Source organism: Clavibacter davisi, from assembly GCF_052751415.1.
On record NZ_CP199882.1, the window covers coordinates 1,294,013 to 1,308,427 of the forward strand.

Here is a 14,415-nt window from a genome sequence, read left to right on the forward strand (position 1 = left end):
CCCGGACGGCCGAGGCCGGCGCCGGCCTCGGCGGTGGTGCGGCACGGATCAGACGGGGCGCGGATCCGTGTCGTCGTCGTCCCGGCGTTCGTCCGTCGGCGCGTCCGGCTCGGTGGCGTGACCCTGGCCGTCCTCCACGGGGCGGCCGGCGTCGGATCCGCTCAGCAGGTCCTCGAGCGCCTGGTCGACCTCGTCCGGCTCGGGCTCGCCCTGCGTGAGCCGCGCGACGAGCGCGTGGGGCGCGTCGACGTCCTCGCTCGTCGGCAGCACGTCGGGGTGCGACCACAGCCGGTCGCGCTCCTCCGCGCCGACCGCGTCGGTGACGGCCTGCCACATCGCGGCCGCCTCGCGCAGGCGGCGCGGTCGGAGCTCCAGGCCCACGAGCGTGGCGAAGGCGGACTCGGCCGGCCCGCCCGTCGCGCGGCGGCGCCGCACGGTCTCGGCGATGGCGTCCGCGCGCGGGAGGCGCACGGTGGCGGCGGCGGTGACGACGTCCACCCAGCCCTCGATGAGCGCGAGCATCGTCTCGAGCCGGCTGAGCGCGGCCAGCTGGGCCTCGCTCTTGGGCGGGATGAGGGATCCGTCGACCATGGCCTGGCGGAGCTCCTCGGGGTTCGACGGGTCGAAGCCCTCGGCGAGCGACTCCAGCCGCTCGGTGTCGATGTGCACGCCCTTCGCGAACTCCGTGATGGAGGTGATGAGCTGCAGCCGCAGCCAGCGCGCGTGGCGGAACAGGCGGGCGTGCGCCAGCTCGCGCACCGCGAGGTAGATCTCGACCTGGTCGTCGGGGACGTCGATGCCGGATCCGAACGCGGCGACGTTCTGGGGGAGGAGGGCGGCCTGCTGGTCGTCGAGGAGCGGGATCCCCACGTCGCCGCCGGAGACCACCTCGGTGGAGAGCTGCCCGACCACCTGGCCGAGCTGCATGGCGAAGAGCGTGCCGCCGAGGTTCCGCATCATGCGGCCGGCGCCGGCGACCATGCCGCGCATCTCCTCGGGGGCGTTCTGCTGGAGGACCTCGGTGAGGGAGTCGGCGATGCTGAGCGCGACGGGCTCGGCGAGCTGCGTCCACACGGGCATCGTGAGCTCGGTCCACTGCGCGCGCGTGACGAGGCGCGGCGCGACCGTGAGCTGGCTCACGGTGGTGACCTCGTCGAGCCACAGCGCGGCCACCTGGAACGCCTGGTCGAGCGGCGCGGACGCGGCGGCGGTGACCTGGGTCTGCTCGGCCGCGGCGAGCTGGCGGGCGCCCTCGCGGGCCACCTTCCAGTCGACGCCGTCGCCGCTCGCGCTGAGGGCGCCCTGCAGCTGGGCGATGAGCTGGCGCACCATCTCGGGGTCCTGCGGGAGCCCCGCGGCGCCCGCGAGCCGCTCCGGGTCGATCTGGCCGTCGCCGCCCAGGAAGCGCGCGAGCATGCGGCGGAACTCGTCCTCGGGATCGGGGGTGGGCTCGTCGGCCATGGGGGTCCTCCCGGTGGATCAGGCGCCCGATCCGCGGTCCCGCGGTCGGTGGATCCACGCTAGCCCGCGCCCACGGGAAACCCATCCGCATTCGCCTAGGCTGAGCCGTCGCGGCTTCCGCCAGCCGCGAACAGCGGCCCCTCGGGCCGCCCCGTCACCCGCCCGGCGGCCGCATCCCGGCCCGTCGCGCCCCGACCGCGAGGACCTCCGGATGAGCCTGTTCGCCCAGCACGCCCCCCGCGCACCCCGGACGCCGCGCCGTCGCCGCGTCGGCCGCGTGCTCGCCGGCGTCGGGGCCGTGCTCGCGCTCTCCCTCGGCCTCATGCCGTCCCCGTACGTGATCGAGCAGCCGGGACCGGTGTTCGACACCCTCGGCACGAGCGACCACCAGGGCGCCGAGCGGCCGCTCATCTCCATCCCGGACCGCCCCACGTACCCCACCGACGGCCGCCTCGACATGCTCACGGTGAGCGTCGTCGGCAACCCCGAGCAGCGCCCCGACTGGTTCTCCGTCGTCTCCGCGTGGCTCGACCCGAGCCGCAGCGTCGTCCCGCTGGAGGCCGTGTTCCCCGCGAACCAGACCGCCGAGCAGCGCGACGCCCAGAACCAGGTGCAGATGACGAACTCCCAGCAGGACGCCGTCGCCGCCGCCCTCCTGGAGCTCGGCATCGACGTGCCGCGCACCCTCGACGTGCAGAGCGTCCTCGCGGGCTCGGCGGCCGACGGTCCGCTGCGGGTCGGCGACGCGATCCGCACGGTCGACGGCGCCGCCGTGGTCGACCTCGCCGACCTGCAGGCGCGCGTGGCGGCCGCCGGCGCGACGACGCCCCTGTCCTTCGGGATCACGCGCGACGGCCAGGAGAGCACGGTCGAGGTAACGCCCGCCGAGCGGGACGGGCGCCCGGTCATCGGCGTCGTCACCTCCACCGCCTACGAGTTCCCCTTCGCGGTCGACATCCAGCTCGACGATGTGGGCGGGCCGAGCGCCGGCATGATGTTCGCGCTCGGGATCATGGACAAGCTCGAGGAGGGCTCCCTCACCGGCGGCAAGGCCATCGCGGGCACGGGCACCATCGACGCGTCCGGCGACGTCGGCCCCATCGGCGGGATCCGGCAGAAGCTCTTCGGCGCCGAGCGCGCGGGCGCGCAGTACTTCCTCGCGCCGGCCGCCAACTGCGACGACGTCCGCGGGCACGTGCCGGACGGCCTCCGCGTCTTCTCGGTGGGGAAGCTCGACGACTCGCTGGCGGTCCTCCACGCCATCTCCTCCGGCGGCGACCTGGACGCCCTGCCCACCTGCTGACGCGTCCCGTCGGCGTCCCGCGGGACGGGCTCGCGAGGGCCCCCTTACCAGATGAGAGGGCGCCGTCGCTCGCAGGCCGCTGGCAAGAGGCCCGCCTAGGATGAGGACTCCGCTGTCCCCGACTCTGAGGCACACACGTGACAAGCACATCCGCCCGGCCCGCCCGACGGAGCCGAGCCCCTCTCGCCATCACCGCGGCCATCATCGCCGCCCTCGTGATCGCGTTCTTCGTCTTCGCCGGCTTCTACGCCGACGTCCTCTGGTACGACCAGCTGGGCTACCTCGGGGTGCTGCTCACGCAGTGGGGCGCGGGCATCGCGCTGTTCCTCGTCGGGTTCCTCGCCATGGCGATCCCGGTGTTCGTGAGCATCCAGGTCGCGTACCGCTCGCGGCCCGTCTACGCGAAGCTCAACTCGCAGCTCGACCGCTACCAGCAGGTCATCGAGCCGCTGCGCCGTCTGGCCATGTTCGCCATCCCCGCGGTGTTCGGCCTGTTCGCGGGCGTCTCGGCGTCGAGCGGCTGGCAGCGCACGCTGCTGTGGCTGAACCGCACGCCCTCGGGCACCACGGATCCGCAGTTCGGGCTCGATGTGTCGTTCTACCTGTTCGAGCTGCCCTTCTACCAGGCGGTCGTCGGGTTCGCCTCGGCCGTCGTCATCATCTCGATGCTCGGCGTGCTCGCCACGAGCTACCTCTACGGCGCGGTGCGCTTCACCGGCCGGGAGGTGCGCATCTCGAAGAGCTCGCGCATCCAGATCGCGGTCACCGCGGGCGTCTACTTCCTGCTGCAGGGCGTCAGCATCTGGCTCGACCAGTACTCCGCCGTCGTCAACACGGCCAACGGCGGCCTGTTCACCGGCGCCGCGTTCTCGGACGTGAACGCGGTGATCCCGGGCCGCACGATCCTCGCCGGCATCGCCGCCGTCGTCGCGGTGCTGTTCCTCGTCACCGCGGCCATCGGCCGCTGGCGCCTGCCGATCATCGGCACCGCGGGCCTCATCGTGGCCAGCATCCTCATCGGCACGGCCTACCCGGCCGTGGTGCAGCGCTTCCAGGTGGAGCCGAACGAGCGCGCGCTCGAGTCGCAGTACTACCAGCGCAACATCGAGGCCACCCGCCAGGCGTACGGCCTCGCGGACATCGAGGAGATCCCCTACGACGCCACGACGGACACCACGCCCGGCGCGCTCCGCGAGGACGCCGCGACCACGGCCAACATCCGCATCCTCGACCCCGCGGTGGTGGGTGACGCGTTCAGCCAGCTGCAGCAGTTCCGGCAGTACTACCAGTTCGGGAACAACCTCGACGTCGACCGGTACCAGATCGACGGCCGGGTCCAGGACACGGTCGTCGCGGTGCGCGAGCTGAGCCCGAACAACACCGGCACCTCGTGGGTCAACCAGCACCTCGTGTACACCCACGGCTACTCGCTCGTCGCCGCCTACGGCACGCAGCGCACCTCCGACGGCCAGCCGGTCTTCCTCGAGTCCGGCATCCCCGCCTCGGGCGACCTGGGGAAGTTCGAGCCGCGCGTGTACTTCGGCGAGGACTCGCCCGCCTACTCGATCGTCGGCGGTCCCGCGTCCGGCGACAACGTCGAGCTCGACTACCCGTCGGGCGTCGACGGCGCCGACGAGACCTACACGACGTTCCAGGGCGACGGCGGTCCGAAGGTCGACAACGTCTTCAAGCGCCTCATCTACGCGCTGAAGTTCCAGTCGGAGCAGATCTTCCTGGCCAACCAGATCAACGACCAGTCGCAGATCCTCTACGACCGCGACCCGGCGCAGCGCGTCGGCAAGGTGGCGCCGTACCTCACGGTGGACAAGGACCCGTACCCCAGCGTGGTCGACGGGCGCGTGGTGTGGATCGTCGACGGCTACACGACGAGCGACCAGTACCCGTACTCGCAGAAGAACGACATGAGCCGGCTCATCGCCGACTCGCAGCAGACGCAGCCGCTCGTGCCGACCGACCAGATCAACTACATCCGCAACTCGGTGAAGGCGACGGTCGACGCGTACGACGGCAAGGTCACGCTCTACGCGTGGGACACCGACGACCCGATCCTCAAGACCTGGCAGAAGGTGTTCCCCTCGACCCTCAAGCCGATCTCGGACATCTCCGGCGAGCTCATGAGCCACCTGCGCTTCCCGGCGGACATGTTCAAGGTGCAGCGCGGCGTGCTCGGCAAGTACCACGTCACCGATCCCGGCTCGATCTACTCGAACCAGGACCTCTGGACGACCCCGAACGACCCCACCGCCACCACGGACCCGGGCACGTCGGCGAAGCTCCAGCCGCCGTACTACCTGACCATGCAGATGCCGGGCCAGGACTCGCCGCGGTTCTCGCTGTACTCGACGTTCATCCCGCCGGCCACGCAGGACACCGCGCGGAGCGTGCTCACCGGCTACCTCGGGGTGGACTCCGACGCGGGCAGCACCGCGGGGGAGAAGGCGCCGGACTACGGCAAGCTGCGCCTGCTGACGCTGCCGAACGACGACACCATCCCGGCGCCGACGCAGATCCAGAACAACTTCAACTCGAACACGAACGTGGCGAACCAGCTCAACCTGCTGGAGCGCGGCGGACGGACCTCGGTCGTGCGCGGCAACCTGCTGACCCTCCCGGTCGGCGGCGGCCTGCTGTACGTGCAGCCGGTCTACGTGCGCTCCACGGGTGACACGAGCTACCCGCTGCTCCGCAAGGTCCTCGTGGCGTTCGGCGACAAGATCGCGTTCGAGGACACGCTGGACGCGGCCCTCGACAGCATCTTCGAGGGCGACTCGGGTGCCACGGCGGGAGACGAGGCGGTGGAGGGCACGACGCCCGCCGATCCCGCTGCCGTGGACGGCTCCGGAGGCGGGGCCACCGACGGCGGCACGGGGGCGACCCCGACGCCCGCGCCGAGCGCCTCGCCCGCGGCTCCCGCGCAGGACGTGCAGGCGGCCCTGGCCGCGGCCGGCCAGGCGCTCCAGGAGAGGGAGGCGGCCTACAAGGCCAACGACCTCGTGGGGGCGGCGCAGGCCGACAAGCGCCTGACCGAGGCGCTGAACCGGGCGATCGAGCTGGGTGCGGCCCGGAAGTAGCCCGGACGCTCCACCAGGACGGCCCCGGCGGCCCCGCGATGCGGGTGCTGCCGGGGCCGTCCTCGTCCGGCGCGGCGATCGGGGCCCGTGCGCGGCGTCGAGTGGTCATGAGCACCCGAGAGGTCTGGTAATGTATTCCTCGTAGCGCGGGGTGGAGCAGTTCGGTAGCTCGCTGGGCTCATAACCCAGAGGTCGTAGGTTCAAATCCTGCCCCCGCAACAGAACGAAGGCCCGGTCTCCTCGAGACCGGGCCTTCTGCTTTGCCCGGACTCCTTCCGGTGCCATGGGGCGGATGCCGTCCGCGTGGATCGCCGCTCGGCGGATCCCCCGCTAGGGTCTCGTGACGACGCCTCCATCGTGCGCGCCGCGGCGGCCGGCTCCGAGGCCGTGACGAGCGGGGGTCGAACGTGCAGGGACCGGGCACCGCGGTGTTCCTCAACGGCCTGCCGGGCAGCGGCAAGTCCACGCTCGCGCGGCAGCTGGTGGACGCGCGGGCCGGGTGGTTCCTCCTCGACGTCGACGATCTCCGGACCTCCGTCGGCGGTTGGGCGGACGACTTCGCCGGGGCGGGGCGGACCGTGCGCCCCGTCGCGCGGTCGATCGTCCGCACCGTGGTGGCGGGCGGGGGCACGGTCGTGGTCCCGCAGCTCTTCGACGACGCCGACGAGCTGTTGGCCTTCGCGGACGAGGCCAGGCGCGCAGGCGGTCGGGCGATCCACGTGCTGCTCGACGTGCCCGAGGACGAGTGCCGACGGAGGCTGGCGCGGCGGCGGCGGGTCGCCGGCGAGGGGCGGGGACCGTCGCTCGCCCGGGTGGTGGGCGAGGCGCTGGACCGGGCAGGCGGTGCCGAGCACCTGGAGGTCCTCGCCGAGCGTCTGCGCCATGTCGTCCGCGGACCCCTCGCTGCGCATCCCGTCGACGGCCGCGAAGGTGGTCGTGCGCTGGTGGAGCTCCTGGACCTCATGGCCCGCTGAGGGCGGACGCCCACCGGGTCTCGCCGGGGGCGCGGTCAGCGGCGGCGGCCGGGGAGCAGCGCCTGGGCGAGCGGGATGACGGACACCACGAGGAGCACCGTGCCGAGCACCTCGTCGTCAGGGCGCACGAGCACGCCGCCCGCGAGGAGGCCGCCGAACACGAGCGCGGAGATCGCCCGGCGGAGGGTGCGCTCCAGGGCGCCCACCCGACGCTCGAGCGTGGGGTCGCTGATGGGGAGCGCGCCCTCGTCGATGCGGGTCAGCAGCGCGTCGAGGCGGCCGGGCAGGCGCGCGATCGTGCTCGCGGTGTCGGAGACGCGCGTGCCGAGGTCGCGCACCACGTTGCCGCGCTCCTCGCGGATGAGGCGCTGCGCGTACGGCTCGACGGAGTCCCAGAGGTTGAAGCGCGGATCCAGCGCGCTGCAGACGCCCGAGGTGAGCGACATGGCGCGGATGATGAGGAGGAAGTCGTCGGGCAGCTGGAAGGGCAGGGTGCGCACCACCTCCTGGAACTCCTCGGCGAACGCGCGGAACTCCCGCGGGTCCACCTCGCGCAGCTCCGCGAAGCCGAGCCCGCCGAAGCGGGCGAAGAGGCGCGTCATGGCGAGCTCGAGCTGCGTGGTGTCGGCGGAGGGGAGCAGCACGCCGATGTCGCGGGCCGCGTCGACGAGGCCCTTCCCGTCGCGCGAGGCCGCGGCGATGAGCATCTTGCGGAGGCCCCGGCGCGCGCTCGGCGGGACCTCGCCCATCATGCCGAAGTCGATGAAGGTGAGGGTCCAGCCCTGCTCGACCGAGCCGTCCGTGACGGGCGTGACGAAGACGTTGCCGGGGTGCGGATCCGCGTGGAAGAAGCCGTCGGCGAAGAGCTGGTCGAACATGACGGCCGCGAACACCGGGGCGACCTCGACGGGGTCGATGCCCGCGGCCAGGAGTCCGGCGTGGTCGGTGATCTTGATGGCCGTGACGTCCTCGAGCGTCAGCACGCGCCGCGTGCTGCGCTCCCAGACGATCTCCGGCACGGCCACGCGGGCGTCGGCGCGGAACATGTCCTGGAAGCGCGCGGAGCTGCGGGCCTCGTGCAGGTAGTCGATCTCCTCGAGGCTCGTCTCGGCGAACTCCTCGACGAGGGCGGGCGCGTCGACCCGGTCGGAGACGAGGCGGACGTGCGTGAGCCAGCCGCCGATGCGGCGGAGCGCCGCAAGGTCGATGCGGACGATGTCGTCGATGCCCGGCCGCTGCACCTTGATGACCGCGCCCGTGAGGCCGGTGTCGGCGGAGTCGATGGGGCCGAGGATCGCGCGGTGCGCCTGGCCGAGCGAGGCGGCCGCGACGGGCGTCTCGTCGACCCACGCGAACGCCTCGGAGAGCGGCATGCCGAGCTCCCGCTCCGCGAGCGCCCGGATCTCGGGGAAGGGCACCGCGGGCACCTCGTCCTGCAGGTCCTCGAGCTCGGCGGTGATCTCGGGCGGCAGCACGTCGAGGCGCGACGACATGAACTGCCCCACCTTGATCATGAGGCCGCCGAGCTCGACCGCGAGGACGCGGAAGCGCCGGGCGAACCTCTTCATGCGGCGGGTGCGCGTGCGCTCGGCGATGCGCCGGAGGCCGACGCGGGGGAGGAACAGCTCGTACCACCACGTCACCGCGAGGTTCCAGGCGGCGAAGCGGAGGATGCGGCGGTAGCGGGCGCGCGTCTCCGGGGCGTCGCCCTCGGGAGCCGTCCCGGGTGCGGCGCCGGCCGTGGCCGCGGTCACTCCCGGGCGAGGATCGCGTAGAGGCGGCGGCGCACCGCGTCGAGCTCGGAGGCGGCCTCGGCGACCTGCTCCGGCGTGCCCGAGCGCTGCACCTGCGCGGCGGCCTGCGCGAGCGAGAGACCGGCCTTGGGGAGGGTGGAGCGGTCGCGGCGGTCCTGCGCGTCGTGGTCGTGCGCGTCGGGGGAGCCGGCCCACGGCGCGGTGATGCCGTCGCGCGCGACCGTCGAGCGGCCGGCCTCGGTGAGCGCCCAGACCTTGCGCCCGTCCGTGGTCTCCGCGGCGATGAGGCCCTCGTCCGCGAGGAGCTGGAGCGTGGGGTACACGGCACCGGCGTCGGGCGTCCAGGCGCCCGCGGTGCGCTCGGAGATCGCGTGGATGAGGGCGTACCCGTGCATGGGCTCCTCCGCGAGGAGGGCGAGGACCGCGTGACGCACGTCCTGCGGGCCGTGGCCGAGCCGGTGGCCGGGGTCGTGGCCGGCCGTGCCGGCATCGCGCTTCTCGAAGCGGGCGCGGAGCGACTCCATGGCCTGCCACACGCCGTCGGCGGCGTCTCCGAATGCGGATCCTGCGGTCGGGGACGATGCGGCCATGACGAGCTCCTAGCTGTGGGACGTGCGCGGTGGTTCCGACGATAGGGCGCGCACCTGGCCGCGGACCCGGGAGGGGCGGGTTCGTCAGGGAGCCGACAGGTCCGCGGCCCCGGGAGGGACGGACGCGGTCAGCCGACGGCCTGCGCGAAGCGGCGCGACGGATCCGCGAGGTGCTCGAGACCGGCGGGCAGCGCCCGGCCCTTCGCGCTCATCGACTGCGCCCACAGCCGACCGGCGCGGTACGAGGAGCGGACGAGCGGGCCGGCGAGCACGCCGAGGAACCCGATCGCCTCGGCCTCCGCCTTGATCTCCACGAACTCCTCCGGCCGCACCCAGCGCGCGACCGGCAGGTGCCGGGGGCTCGGCCGCAGGTACTGCGTGACGGTGATGATGTCGCAGCCGGCGTCGTGCAGGTCGGCCAGCGCCTCCGACACCTCCTCGCGCGTCTCGCCCATGCCGAGGATGAGGTTCGACTTGGTGATCAGCCCGGCGTCGCGCCCCTGCGTGATCACGTCGAGCGAGCGCTCGTACCGGAACGCCGGGCGGATGCGCTTGAAGATGCGCGGCACCGTCTCGACGTTGTGCGCGAAGACCTCCGGCCGGGAGGAGAACACCTCGGCGAGCAGGTCGGGGTCGCCGGAGAAGTCGGTCGCGAGGATCTCGACGCCCGTGCCGGGGTTGTCGGCGTGGATCCGCCGCACGGTCTCGGCGTGCAGCCACGCGCCCTCGTCGGGCAGGTCGTCGCGGGCGACGCCCGTGACGGTCGCGTAGCGGAGGCCCATGCGCTTCACGGAGTCGGCGACGCGGCGCGGCTCGTCGGTGTCGTAGTCGGCGGGCTTGCCGGTGTCGATCTGGCAGAAGTCGCAGCGGCGCGTGCACTGGGAGCCGCCGATGAGGAACGTGGCCTCCCGGTCCTCCCAGCACTCGTAGATGTTCGGGCAGGCGGCCTCCTGGCAGACGGTGTGCAGGTCCTCCGTCTTCACGAGCTGCTGGAGCGCCTGGTACTCGGGGCCCATGCGGGCCGTCGTCTTGATCCACTCGGGCTTCCGCTCGATGGGCGTCTCCGCGTTCCGCACCTCGAGGCGGAGCATGCGGCGACCGTCGGGGGCGGCGGCGGTCATGCGCGGGCCCCGGCGACGGGGGAGAGGGGAGCGGTGGGGGTCATGGCGGATCCGTTCGGGGCGAGGGCGCGCATCAGGTGCGGGCGGAGGAGGGGGACGACGGCGGCCGGCGTGACCGTGCGGCCGAGGATGCGGCTGATCGTGGTGACGCCGGCGTCGCGGATGCCGCAGGGGACGATCCGGTCGTAGGCGTCGAGGGAGTTGCTGCAGTTGAGGGCGAAGCCGTGCAAGGTGACGCGCTCGGCGACGCGGACGCCGATGGCGGCGACCTTCTCGTCGCGCGGCGTGCCGTCGGGTGCGGCGCCGCGGACCCAGACGCCGGAGCGGCCGTCGACCCGGCGGGCGTCGACACCGAGTTCGGCGAGGAGGCCGAGCAGCGCGTCCTCGAGGCGGCGCACGTGGGCCACGACGTCGAGGGGCTCCGGCAGGCGCACGATCGGGTAGCCGACCAGCTGGCCCGGGCCGTGCCAGGTGATGCGGCCGCCGCGGTCGACGTCGACGACGGGCGTGCCGTCGCGCGGCCTGTCCGTCGGCTCCGTGCGCCTCCCCGCGGTGTAGACCGAGGGGTGCTCGAGGAGGATGACGGTGTCCTGCGCCCGGCCCGCGACGACGTCGGCATGCAGGGCACGCTGACGCTCGAGGGCCTCGATGTACGGCACGGAGTTGGCGCTTAGCCCCGTGACGACGATGTCGACCACGGGGTCAGCATAGGTGCGCGGCTCCCGCGAGGCGAGGGACCGCGCGGACCGGTCGCGTTGCGGGGGAGGCCCGCGGGGCGGAGGATCGACACCGATGACCGACACCGCCGCACCCGCCGTCCCCGACCGTCCCGCCCGCGCTCCGCGGTCGCCGCACGTGCTGGAGGTGATGCGCACGGAGCGGCTCGCACCGCACCTCGTGCGCGTGCACCTCGGCGGGGAGGGGACGCGCACGCTGCTGGCGGAGGCCGTGCCCGAGCGGCTGGCCGCGACCGACGCCTACGTGAAGCTGATGCTGCCGCAGCCCGGATCCGGCGTCACGCCGCCGTTCGACCTGCCCGCCCTCCGCGCGAGCCTGCCGCCCGAGGCGCTCCCGGCGGTGCGGACCTACACGCTGCGGCACGCGGATGCGGCGGCGGGCACCTGCGCGATCGACTTCGTCGTGCACGGCGACGAGGGGCTCGCGGGACCGTGGGCGGCGTCCGCGCAGCCCGGCGACCTGATCGCGGCGAGCGGCCCCGGAGGCATGTTCCGACCGAGCGCGGACGCGGACGTGACGCGCGTGCTCCTCGGCGACGACTCCGCCGTGCCCGCGATCGCCGCGGCGCTCGCCGCCATGCCCGCCCATGCGCACGGTGTCGCGCTGATCGAGGTCGACGGCGTCGCGGACGAGCTCCCGCTCGAGCGTCCCGCGGGCGTGGAGGTGCGCTGGATCCACCGCTCGCGACAGCCCGACGCGCTGCCCGGCGCGCCCCTCGTCGCCGCGGCGCGCGCCCTCGACCGGCCCGACGGCGAGGTCGAGGTCTTCGCGCACGGGGAGCGCGGCGCGATGAAGGAGCTGCGCGCGCTCCTCCAGGACGGCTGGGGCATCGACCGCCGCGCCCTCTCGCTCTCCGCCTACTGGGCGCTCGGCCGCGCGGAGGACCGGTTCCAGGCCGAGAAGAGGGAGCCGGTGGGGGCGATCTTCGCGGACTGACGGCATCCCGGGTCGGCGCGTCCGACCGGCTCGGATGTGGTCTGATCCCGCGGGACATGCTCCGGTCGTGATCCCATAGGCATGGTCCCGAGGCGAGGGCCGACTCCACGGGGTGAGGATCGGGACGATGCGGGAGACCTCGGACGCACGGGTCGGAGCGGCGGCGGGAGCGTGCCGTTCCGGGAAGGCGCGCCACTCCGCGGGTGGTGGGCCGAGGCATCTCCACGACCACCTGTCGACGGGGAAGCGTGTCATGAGGGGACGGCGGTGACGACGAGCCGGGACGGTGGGGATGATCTGGAGGACCTGGTCCGCAGCCTGCGCCCCACCCTCAGCCCGGACGTCGATGAGTGGATCGAGGATCCGGTGACATGGGTCCTCCGCGATGACGCGCACCGGCAATCGCTCTGCATCGTGGCCGTGACGGACGGCGAGTTCGACGTCACCGTCGGCGAGGGGGTGCACACGGCCCGGGGCCTCACGCGGTCCGAGCTCGAGCCCCTGGTGTCGCTCCTGGGGGTGGAGATGCTCTTCACCGCTCGGAGCGCCGCGCCGTGGAGGTGGCAGTATCTGAGTCTCGGCGACGGCACCCCGGTCCTGGCGAGGGAGGCTGCAGCGCTCGGCCCTGGCCGCACGACCAGCCCCGTCGCGGTGCCGAGGACGGCGGATCACATCGCCGCTCTCCGCTCCGAGTTCGCGCCGCTCGTGCGCCGCTCGGTGACGGAGTGCACCGAGCACGATCGCTGGCGCCTGCATGGTCGCCGACACGGTGAGGACCTGTCGATCGGCTACGGGGGCGGCTCGACGATCGAGATCGAATTGGGCGATTCCTCCACGGAGCTGGTCGACTTCCCGAAGAGGCATCTGCCGGGCATCCTCGAGCGCTTCGACGGGTCCGAGTCGTCGTGGATGCGGTCCTCGCTGATGGGGATCCCGGTCTCGGTGGGCGTGGTCTTCGCCGACGGACATCGCGTGCCGTGGGACCGATTCCACAGGGTCCTGTCGCGCATGGCGCGAGAAGAGCGCATCGACGGATCCGTCTGACCCACGGCCGGCGACCAGAGCGGGGTCGTGCGCCGGGTCGCGGATCCGGCATGCTGGGCAGGCGCGCGAGCTGGCACGACCGGTCGCACGCGTCCTCGTCCCCCCACCCCGGAGCCCGCCATGAGCGCAGCCGCATCCCGCCCGAACGACCATCCCGCCGACGCGGGCGGCGTGGGGGAGGTGGCTCCGGACGAGAGCCTCATCACCGTCCCGGACACCGTCGCCGGGATCCCGCACTCCGTCATCGAGGACGTGCTCGGGATCCTCACCGGCACGTTCGTCGCGTCGTTCGGGCTGTTCCTGCTGCGCGACAGCGGTGCCGTCACGGGCGGCACCGCCGGGCTCGCGCTGCTGCTGAGCTACACGGGCGTGCTGCCGTTCGGCGTGCTGTTCTTCGTCGTGAACGCGCCGTTCTTCGCGCTCGCCGTGTGGAAGAAGGGCTGGCGGTTCACGATCCGCACGGTGATCTCGGTCGGTCTCGTGTCGCTGTTCTCGACGTTGCACCCGGCGATGGTGACGAGCCTCGACCTGCAGCCCGTCTACGGCGTGCTCGCGGGGAACCTGCTCGTGGGGATCGGGCTGCTGGTGGTGTTCCGCCACGGATCCAGCCTCGGCGGGTTCAACATCGTGGCGCTCGTGGTGCAGGAGCGGCTCGGCTTCCGGGCCGGGTACGCGCAGATGATCCTCGACGTCATCGTGATCCTGCTGGGCCTCACGGTCGTGGAGCTCGAGAGCGTGGTCTGGTCGGCGGTCGGCGCGGTGCTGCTCAACCTCGTGCTCGCGCTCAACCACCGGCCGGGGCGCTACACCGGGGTCTGAGCGGGATCAGCCGGCGGGCGGGGCCGCGTCCGGACGCGCGTGCGCGTCGTGCGCGTCGTCCGCGTCGTCCGCGGGGTGGCGCAGGTAGCCGCGGCGGCGCAGGCCGACCTCGAGCGGCAGCGTCGCGAGGGGCGGGATCGCTGCGACGCCCGCGAGGAGCGCGGCCTTCCAGCCCCAGCGGAGCCGGATCGCGGCCACGGCCGTGACGATGACGTAGAGCACGAACGCGGCGCCGTGCAGGCGGCCGAACACGAAGACGCCGAGCTCGGTGGTCTCCGTGACGTACTTGAGGAACATGCCCACGAGCAGGCCCGTCCAGGTCACGGCCTCCACGATCGCGACCACGGCGAAGAGGCGGCCGAGGCGCGACGGCCGGTCGGAGCGGTCGCGCGTGCCGCGGAGGAGGCGGGCGACGGCGCCGGATCCGGCGGGGGAGGACGCGGACCCCGGACGCCCGTCGGCGTCGGCGTCGGGGCGGGCGGCGTCGGCGTGCGGAGTGTGCGTCATGGGGCCTTCCGGGGCGGGGCGGCGGATCCGGTGCGGATCCCCTCGGAGCGGAGCGGGTCGTCACCAGGGTACGGAT

Annotated in this window: 12 protein-coding genes and 1 tRNA gene; 7 read left to right on the forward strand and 6 right to left on the reverse strand. The window is 73.3% G+C overall.

Features of this window, described 5'->3' with window-relative positions:
• Positions 1 to 48: 48 nt before the first annotated feature.
• Positions 49 to 1,461 (reverse strand): zinc-dependent metalloprotease, encoded by a 1,413-nt coding sequence (locus tag ACU4ZT_RS06185; RefSeq protein WP_063072930.1) that lies wholly within the window; start codon positions 1,459 to 1,461, stop codon positions 49 to 51.
• Between the two features lie 211 nt (positions 1,462 to 1,672).
• Between ACU4ZT_RS06185 and ACU4ZT_RS06190 the strand changes: the two genes are divergently transcribed.
• From ACU4ZT_RS06190 to ACU4ZT_RS06205, 4 genes are all read left to right on the forward strand, one after another.
• Complete coding sequence (locus ACU4ZT_RS06190; protein WP_063072931.1) at positions 1,673 to 2,764, forward strand: YlbL family protein; 1,092 nt, start codon at positions 1,673 to 1,675, stop codon at positions 2,762 to 2,764.
• Between the two features lie 137 nt (positions 2,765 to 2,901).
• Positions 2,902 to 5,856, forward strand: coding sequence for a UPF0182 family membrane protein (locus ACU4ZT_RS06195; RefSeq protein WP_175345540.1), 2,955 nt, complete (start codon positions 2,902 to 2,904; stop codon positions 5,854 to 5,856).
• Positions 5,857 to 6,001: 145 nt separating this feature from the next.
• Positions 6,002 to 6,075, forward strand: a tRNA-Met gene (locus ACU4ZT_RS06200).
• Between the two features lie 188 nt (positions 6,076 to 6,263).
• Positions 6,264 to 6,830 (forward strand): AAA family ATPase, encoded by a 567-nt coding sequence (locus ACU4ZT_RS06205; RefSeq protein WP_445338371.1) that lies wholly within the window; start codon positions 6,264 to 6,266, stop codon positions 6,828 to 6,830.
• A gap of 35 nt (positions 6,831 to 6,865) precedes the next feature.
• Here ACU4ZT_RS06205 and ACU4ZT_RS06210 read toward each other — a convergent pair whose 3' ends face one another.
• The 4 genes from ACU4ZT_RS06210 to lipB all read right to left on the reverse strand — a co-directional run bounded on the left by ACU4ZT_RS06210 (position 6,866) and on the right by lipB (position 10,993).
• A complete protein-coding gene (locus ACU4ZT_RS06210) occupies positions 6,866 to 8,584 on the reverse strand; it encodes an ABC1 kinase family protein (protein WP_445338373.1) in 1,719 nt (572 codons plus the stop codon).
• Positions 8,581 to 9,174 carry a PadR family transcriptional regulator gene (locus ACU4ZT_RS06215; RefSeq protein ID WP_445338375.1) on the reverse strand — a complete coding sequence of 198 codons (594 nt, stop codon included), beginning with the start codon at positions 9,172 to 9,174 and terminating at the stop codon, positions 8,581 to 8,583. Before ACU4ZT_RS06215 ends, ACU4ZT_RS06210 begins: the two co-directional genes overlap by 4 nt.
• A 128-nt stretch (positions 9,175 to 9,302) precedes the next feature.
• The gene (lipA, locus tag ACU4ZT_RS06220) at positions 9,303 to 10,295 is read right to left on the reverse strand and encodes a lipoyl synthase (RefSeq protein ID WP_445338377.1); all 993 of its coding nucleotides are present in this window, start codon (positions 10,293 to 10,295) and stop codon (positions 9,303 to 9,305) included.
• Positions 10,292 to 10,993 carry a lipoyl(octanoyl) transferase LipB gene (lipB, locus tag ACU4ZT_RS06225; protein WP_270979336.1) on the reverse strand — a complete coding sequence of 234 codons (702 nt, stop codon included), beginning with the start codon at positions 10,991 to 10,993 and terminating at the stop codon, positions 10,292 to 10,294. Before lipB ends, lipA begins: the two co-directional genes overlap by 4 nt.
• A gap of 94 nt (positions 10,994 to 11,087) precedes the next feature.
• Here lipB and ACU4ZT_RS06230 point away from each other — a divergent pair, with 94 nt between their 5' ends.
• From ACU4ZT_RS06230 to ACU4ZT_RS06240, 3 genes are all read left to right on the forward strand, one after another.
• Positions 11,088 to 11,969: a siderophore-interacting protein gene (locus ACU4ZT_RS06230; RefSeq protein WP_445338379.1), complete on the forward strand. Its 882-nt coding sequence runs from the start codon at positions 11,088 to 11,090 to the stop codon at positions 11,967 to 11,969.
• A 267-nt stretch (positions 11,970 to 12,236) separates the two neighbouring features.
• The gene (locus ACU4ZT_RS06235) at positions 12,237 to 13,013 is read left to right on the forward strand and encodes a hypothetical protein (protein ID WP_445971907.1); all 777 of its coding nucleotides are present in this window, start codon (positions 12,237 to 12,239) and stop codon (positions 13,011 to 13,013) included.
• A gap of 120 nt (positions 13,014 to 13,133) precedes the next feature.
• Positions 13,134 to 13,832 carry a YitT family protein gene (locus ACU4ZT_RS06240; protein ID WP_270979342.1) on the forward strand — a complete coding sequence of 233 codons (699 nt, stop codon included), beginning with the start codon at positions 13,134 to 13,136 and terminating at the stop codon, positions 13,830 to 13,832.
• 6 nt (positions 13,833 to 13,838) lie between these two features.
• Here ACU4ZT_RS06240 and ACU4ZT_RS06245 read toward each other — a convergent pair whose 3' ends face one another.
• Complete coding sequence (locus tag ACU4ZT_RS06245) at positions 13,839 to 14,339, reverse strand: DUF3817 domain-containing protein (RefSeq protein WP_270979344.1); 501 nt, start codon at positions 14,337 to 14,339, stop codon at positions 13,839 to 13,841.
• Positions 14,340 to 14,415: the final 76 nt, after the last annotated feature.

Excerpts from the sequence above, each read along its gene's own strand:
- ACU4ZT_RS06185 (WP_063072930.1), bottom strand. The coding sequence starts at position 1,461 with ATGGCCGACGAGCCCACCCCCGATCCCGAGGACGAGTTCCGCCGCATG.
- ACU4ZT_RS06190 (WP_063072931.1), top strand. The coding sequence starts at position 1,673 with ATGAGCCTGTTCGCCCAGCACGCCCCCCGCGCACCCCGGACGCCGCGC.
- ACU4ZT_RS06215 (WP_445338375.1), bottom strand. The coding sequence starts at position 9,174 with ATGGCCGCATCGTCCCCGACCGCAGGATCCGCATTCGGAGACGCCGCC.
- lipA (WP_445338377.1), bottom strand. The coding sequence starts at position 10,295 with ATGACCGCCGCCGCCCCCGACGGTCGCCGCATGCTCCGCCTCGAGGTG.
- ACU4ZT_RS06230 (WP_445338379.1), top strand. The coding sequence starts at position 11,088 with ATGACCGACACCGCCGCACCCGCCGTCCCCGACCGTCCCGCCCGCGCT.
- ACU4ZT_RS06240 (WP_270979342.1), top strand. The coding sequence starts at position 13,134 with ATGAGCGCAGCCGCATCCCGCCCGAACGACCATCCCGCCGACGCGGGC.
- ACU4ZT_RS06245 (WP_270979344.1), bottom strand. The coding sequence starts at position 14,339 with ATGACGCACACTCCGCACGCCGACGCCGCCCGCCCCGACGCCGACGCC.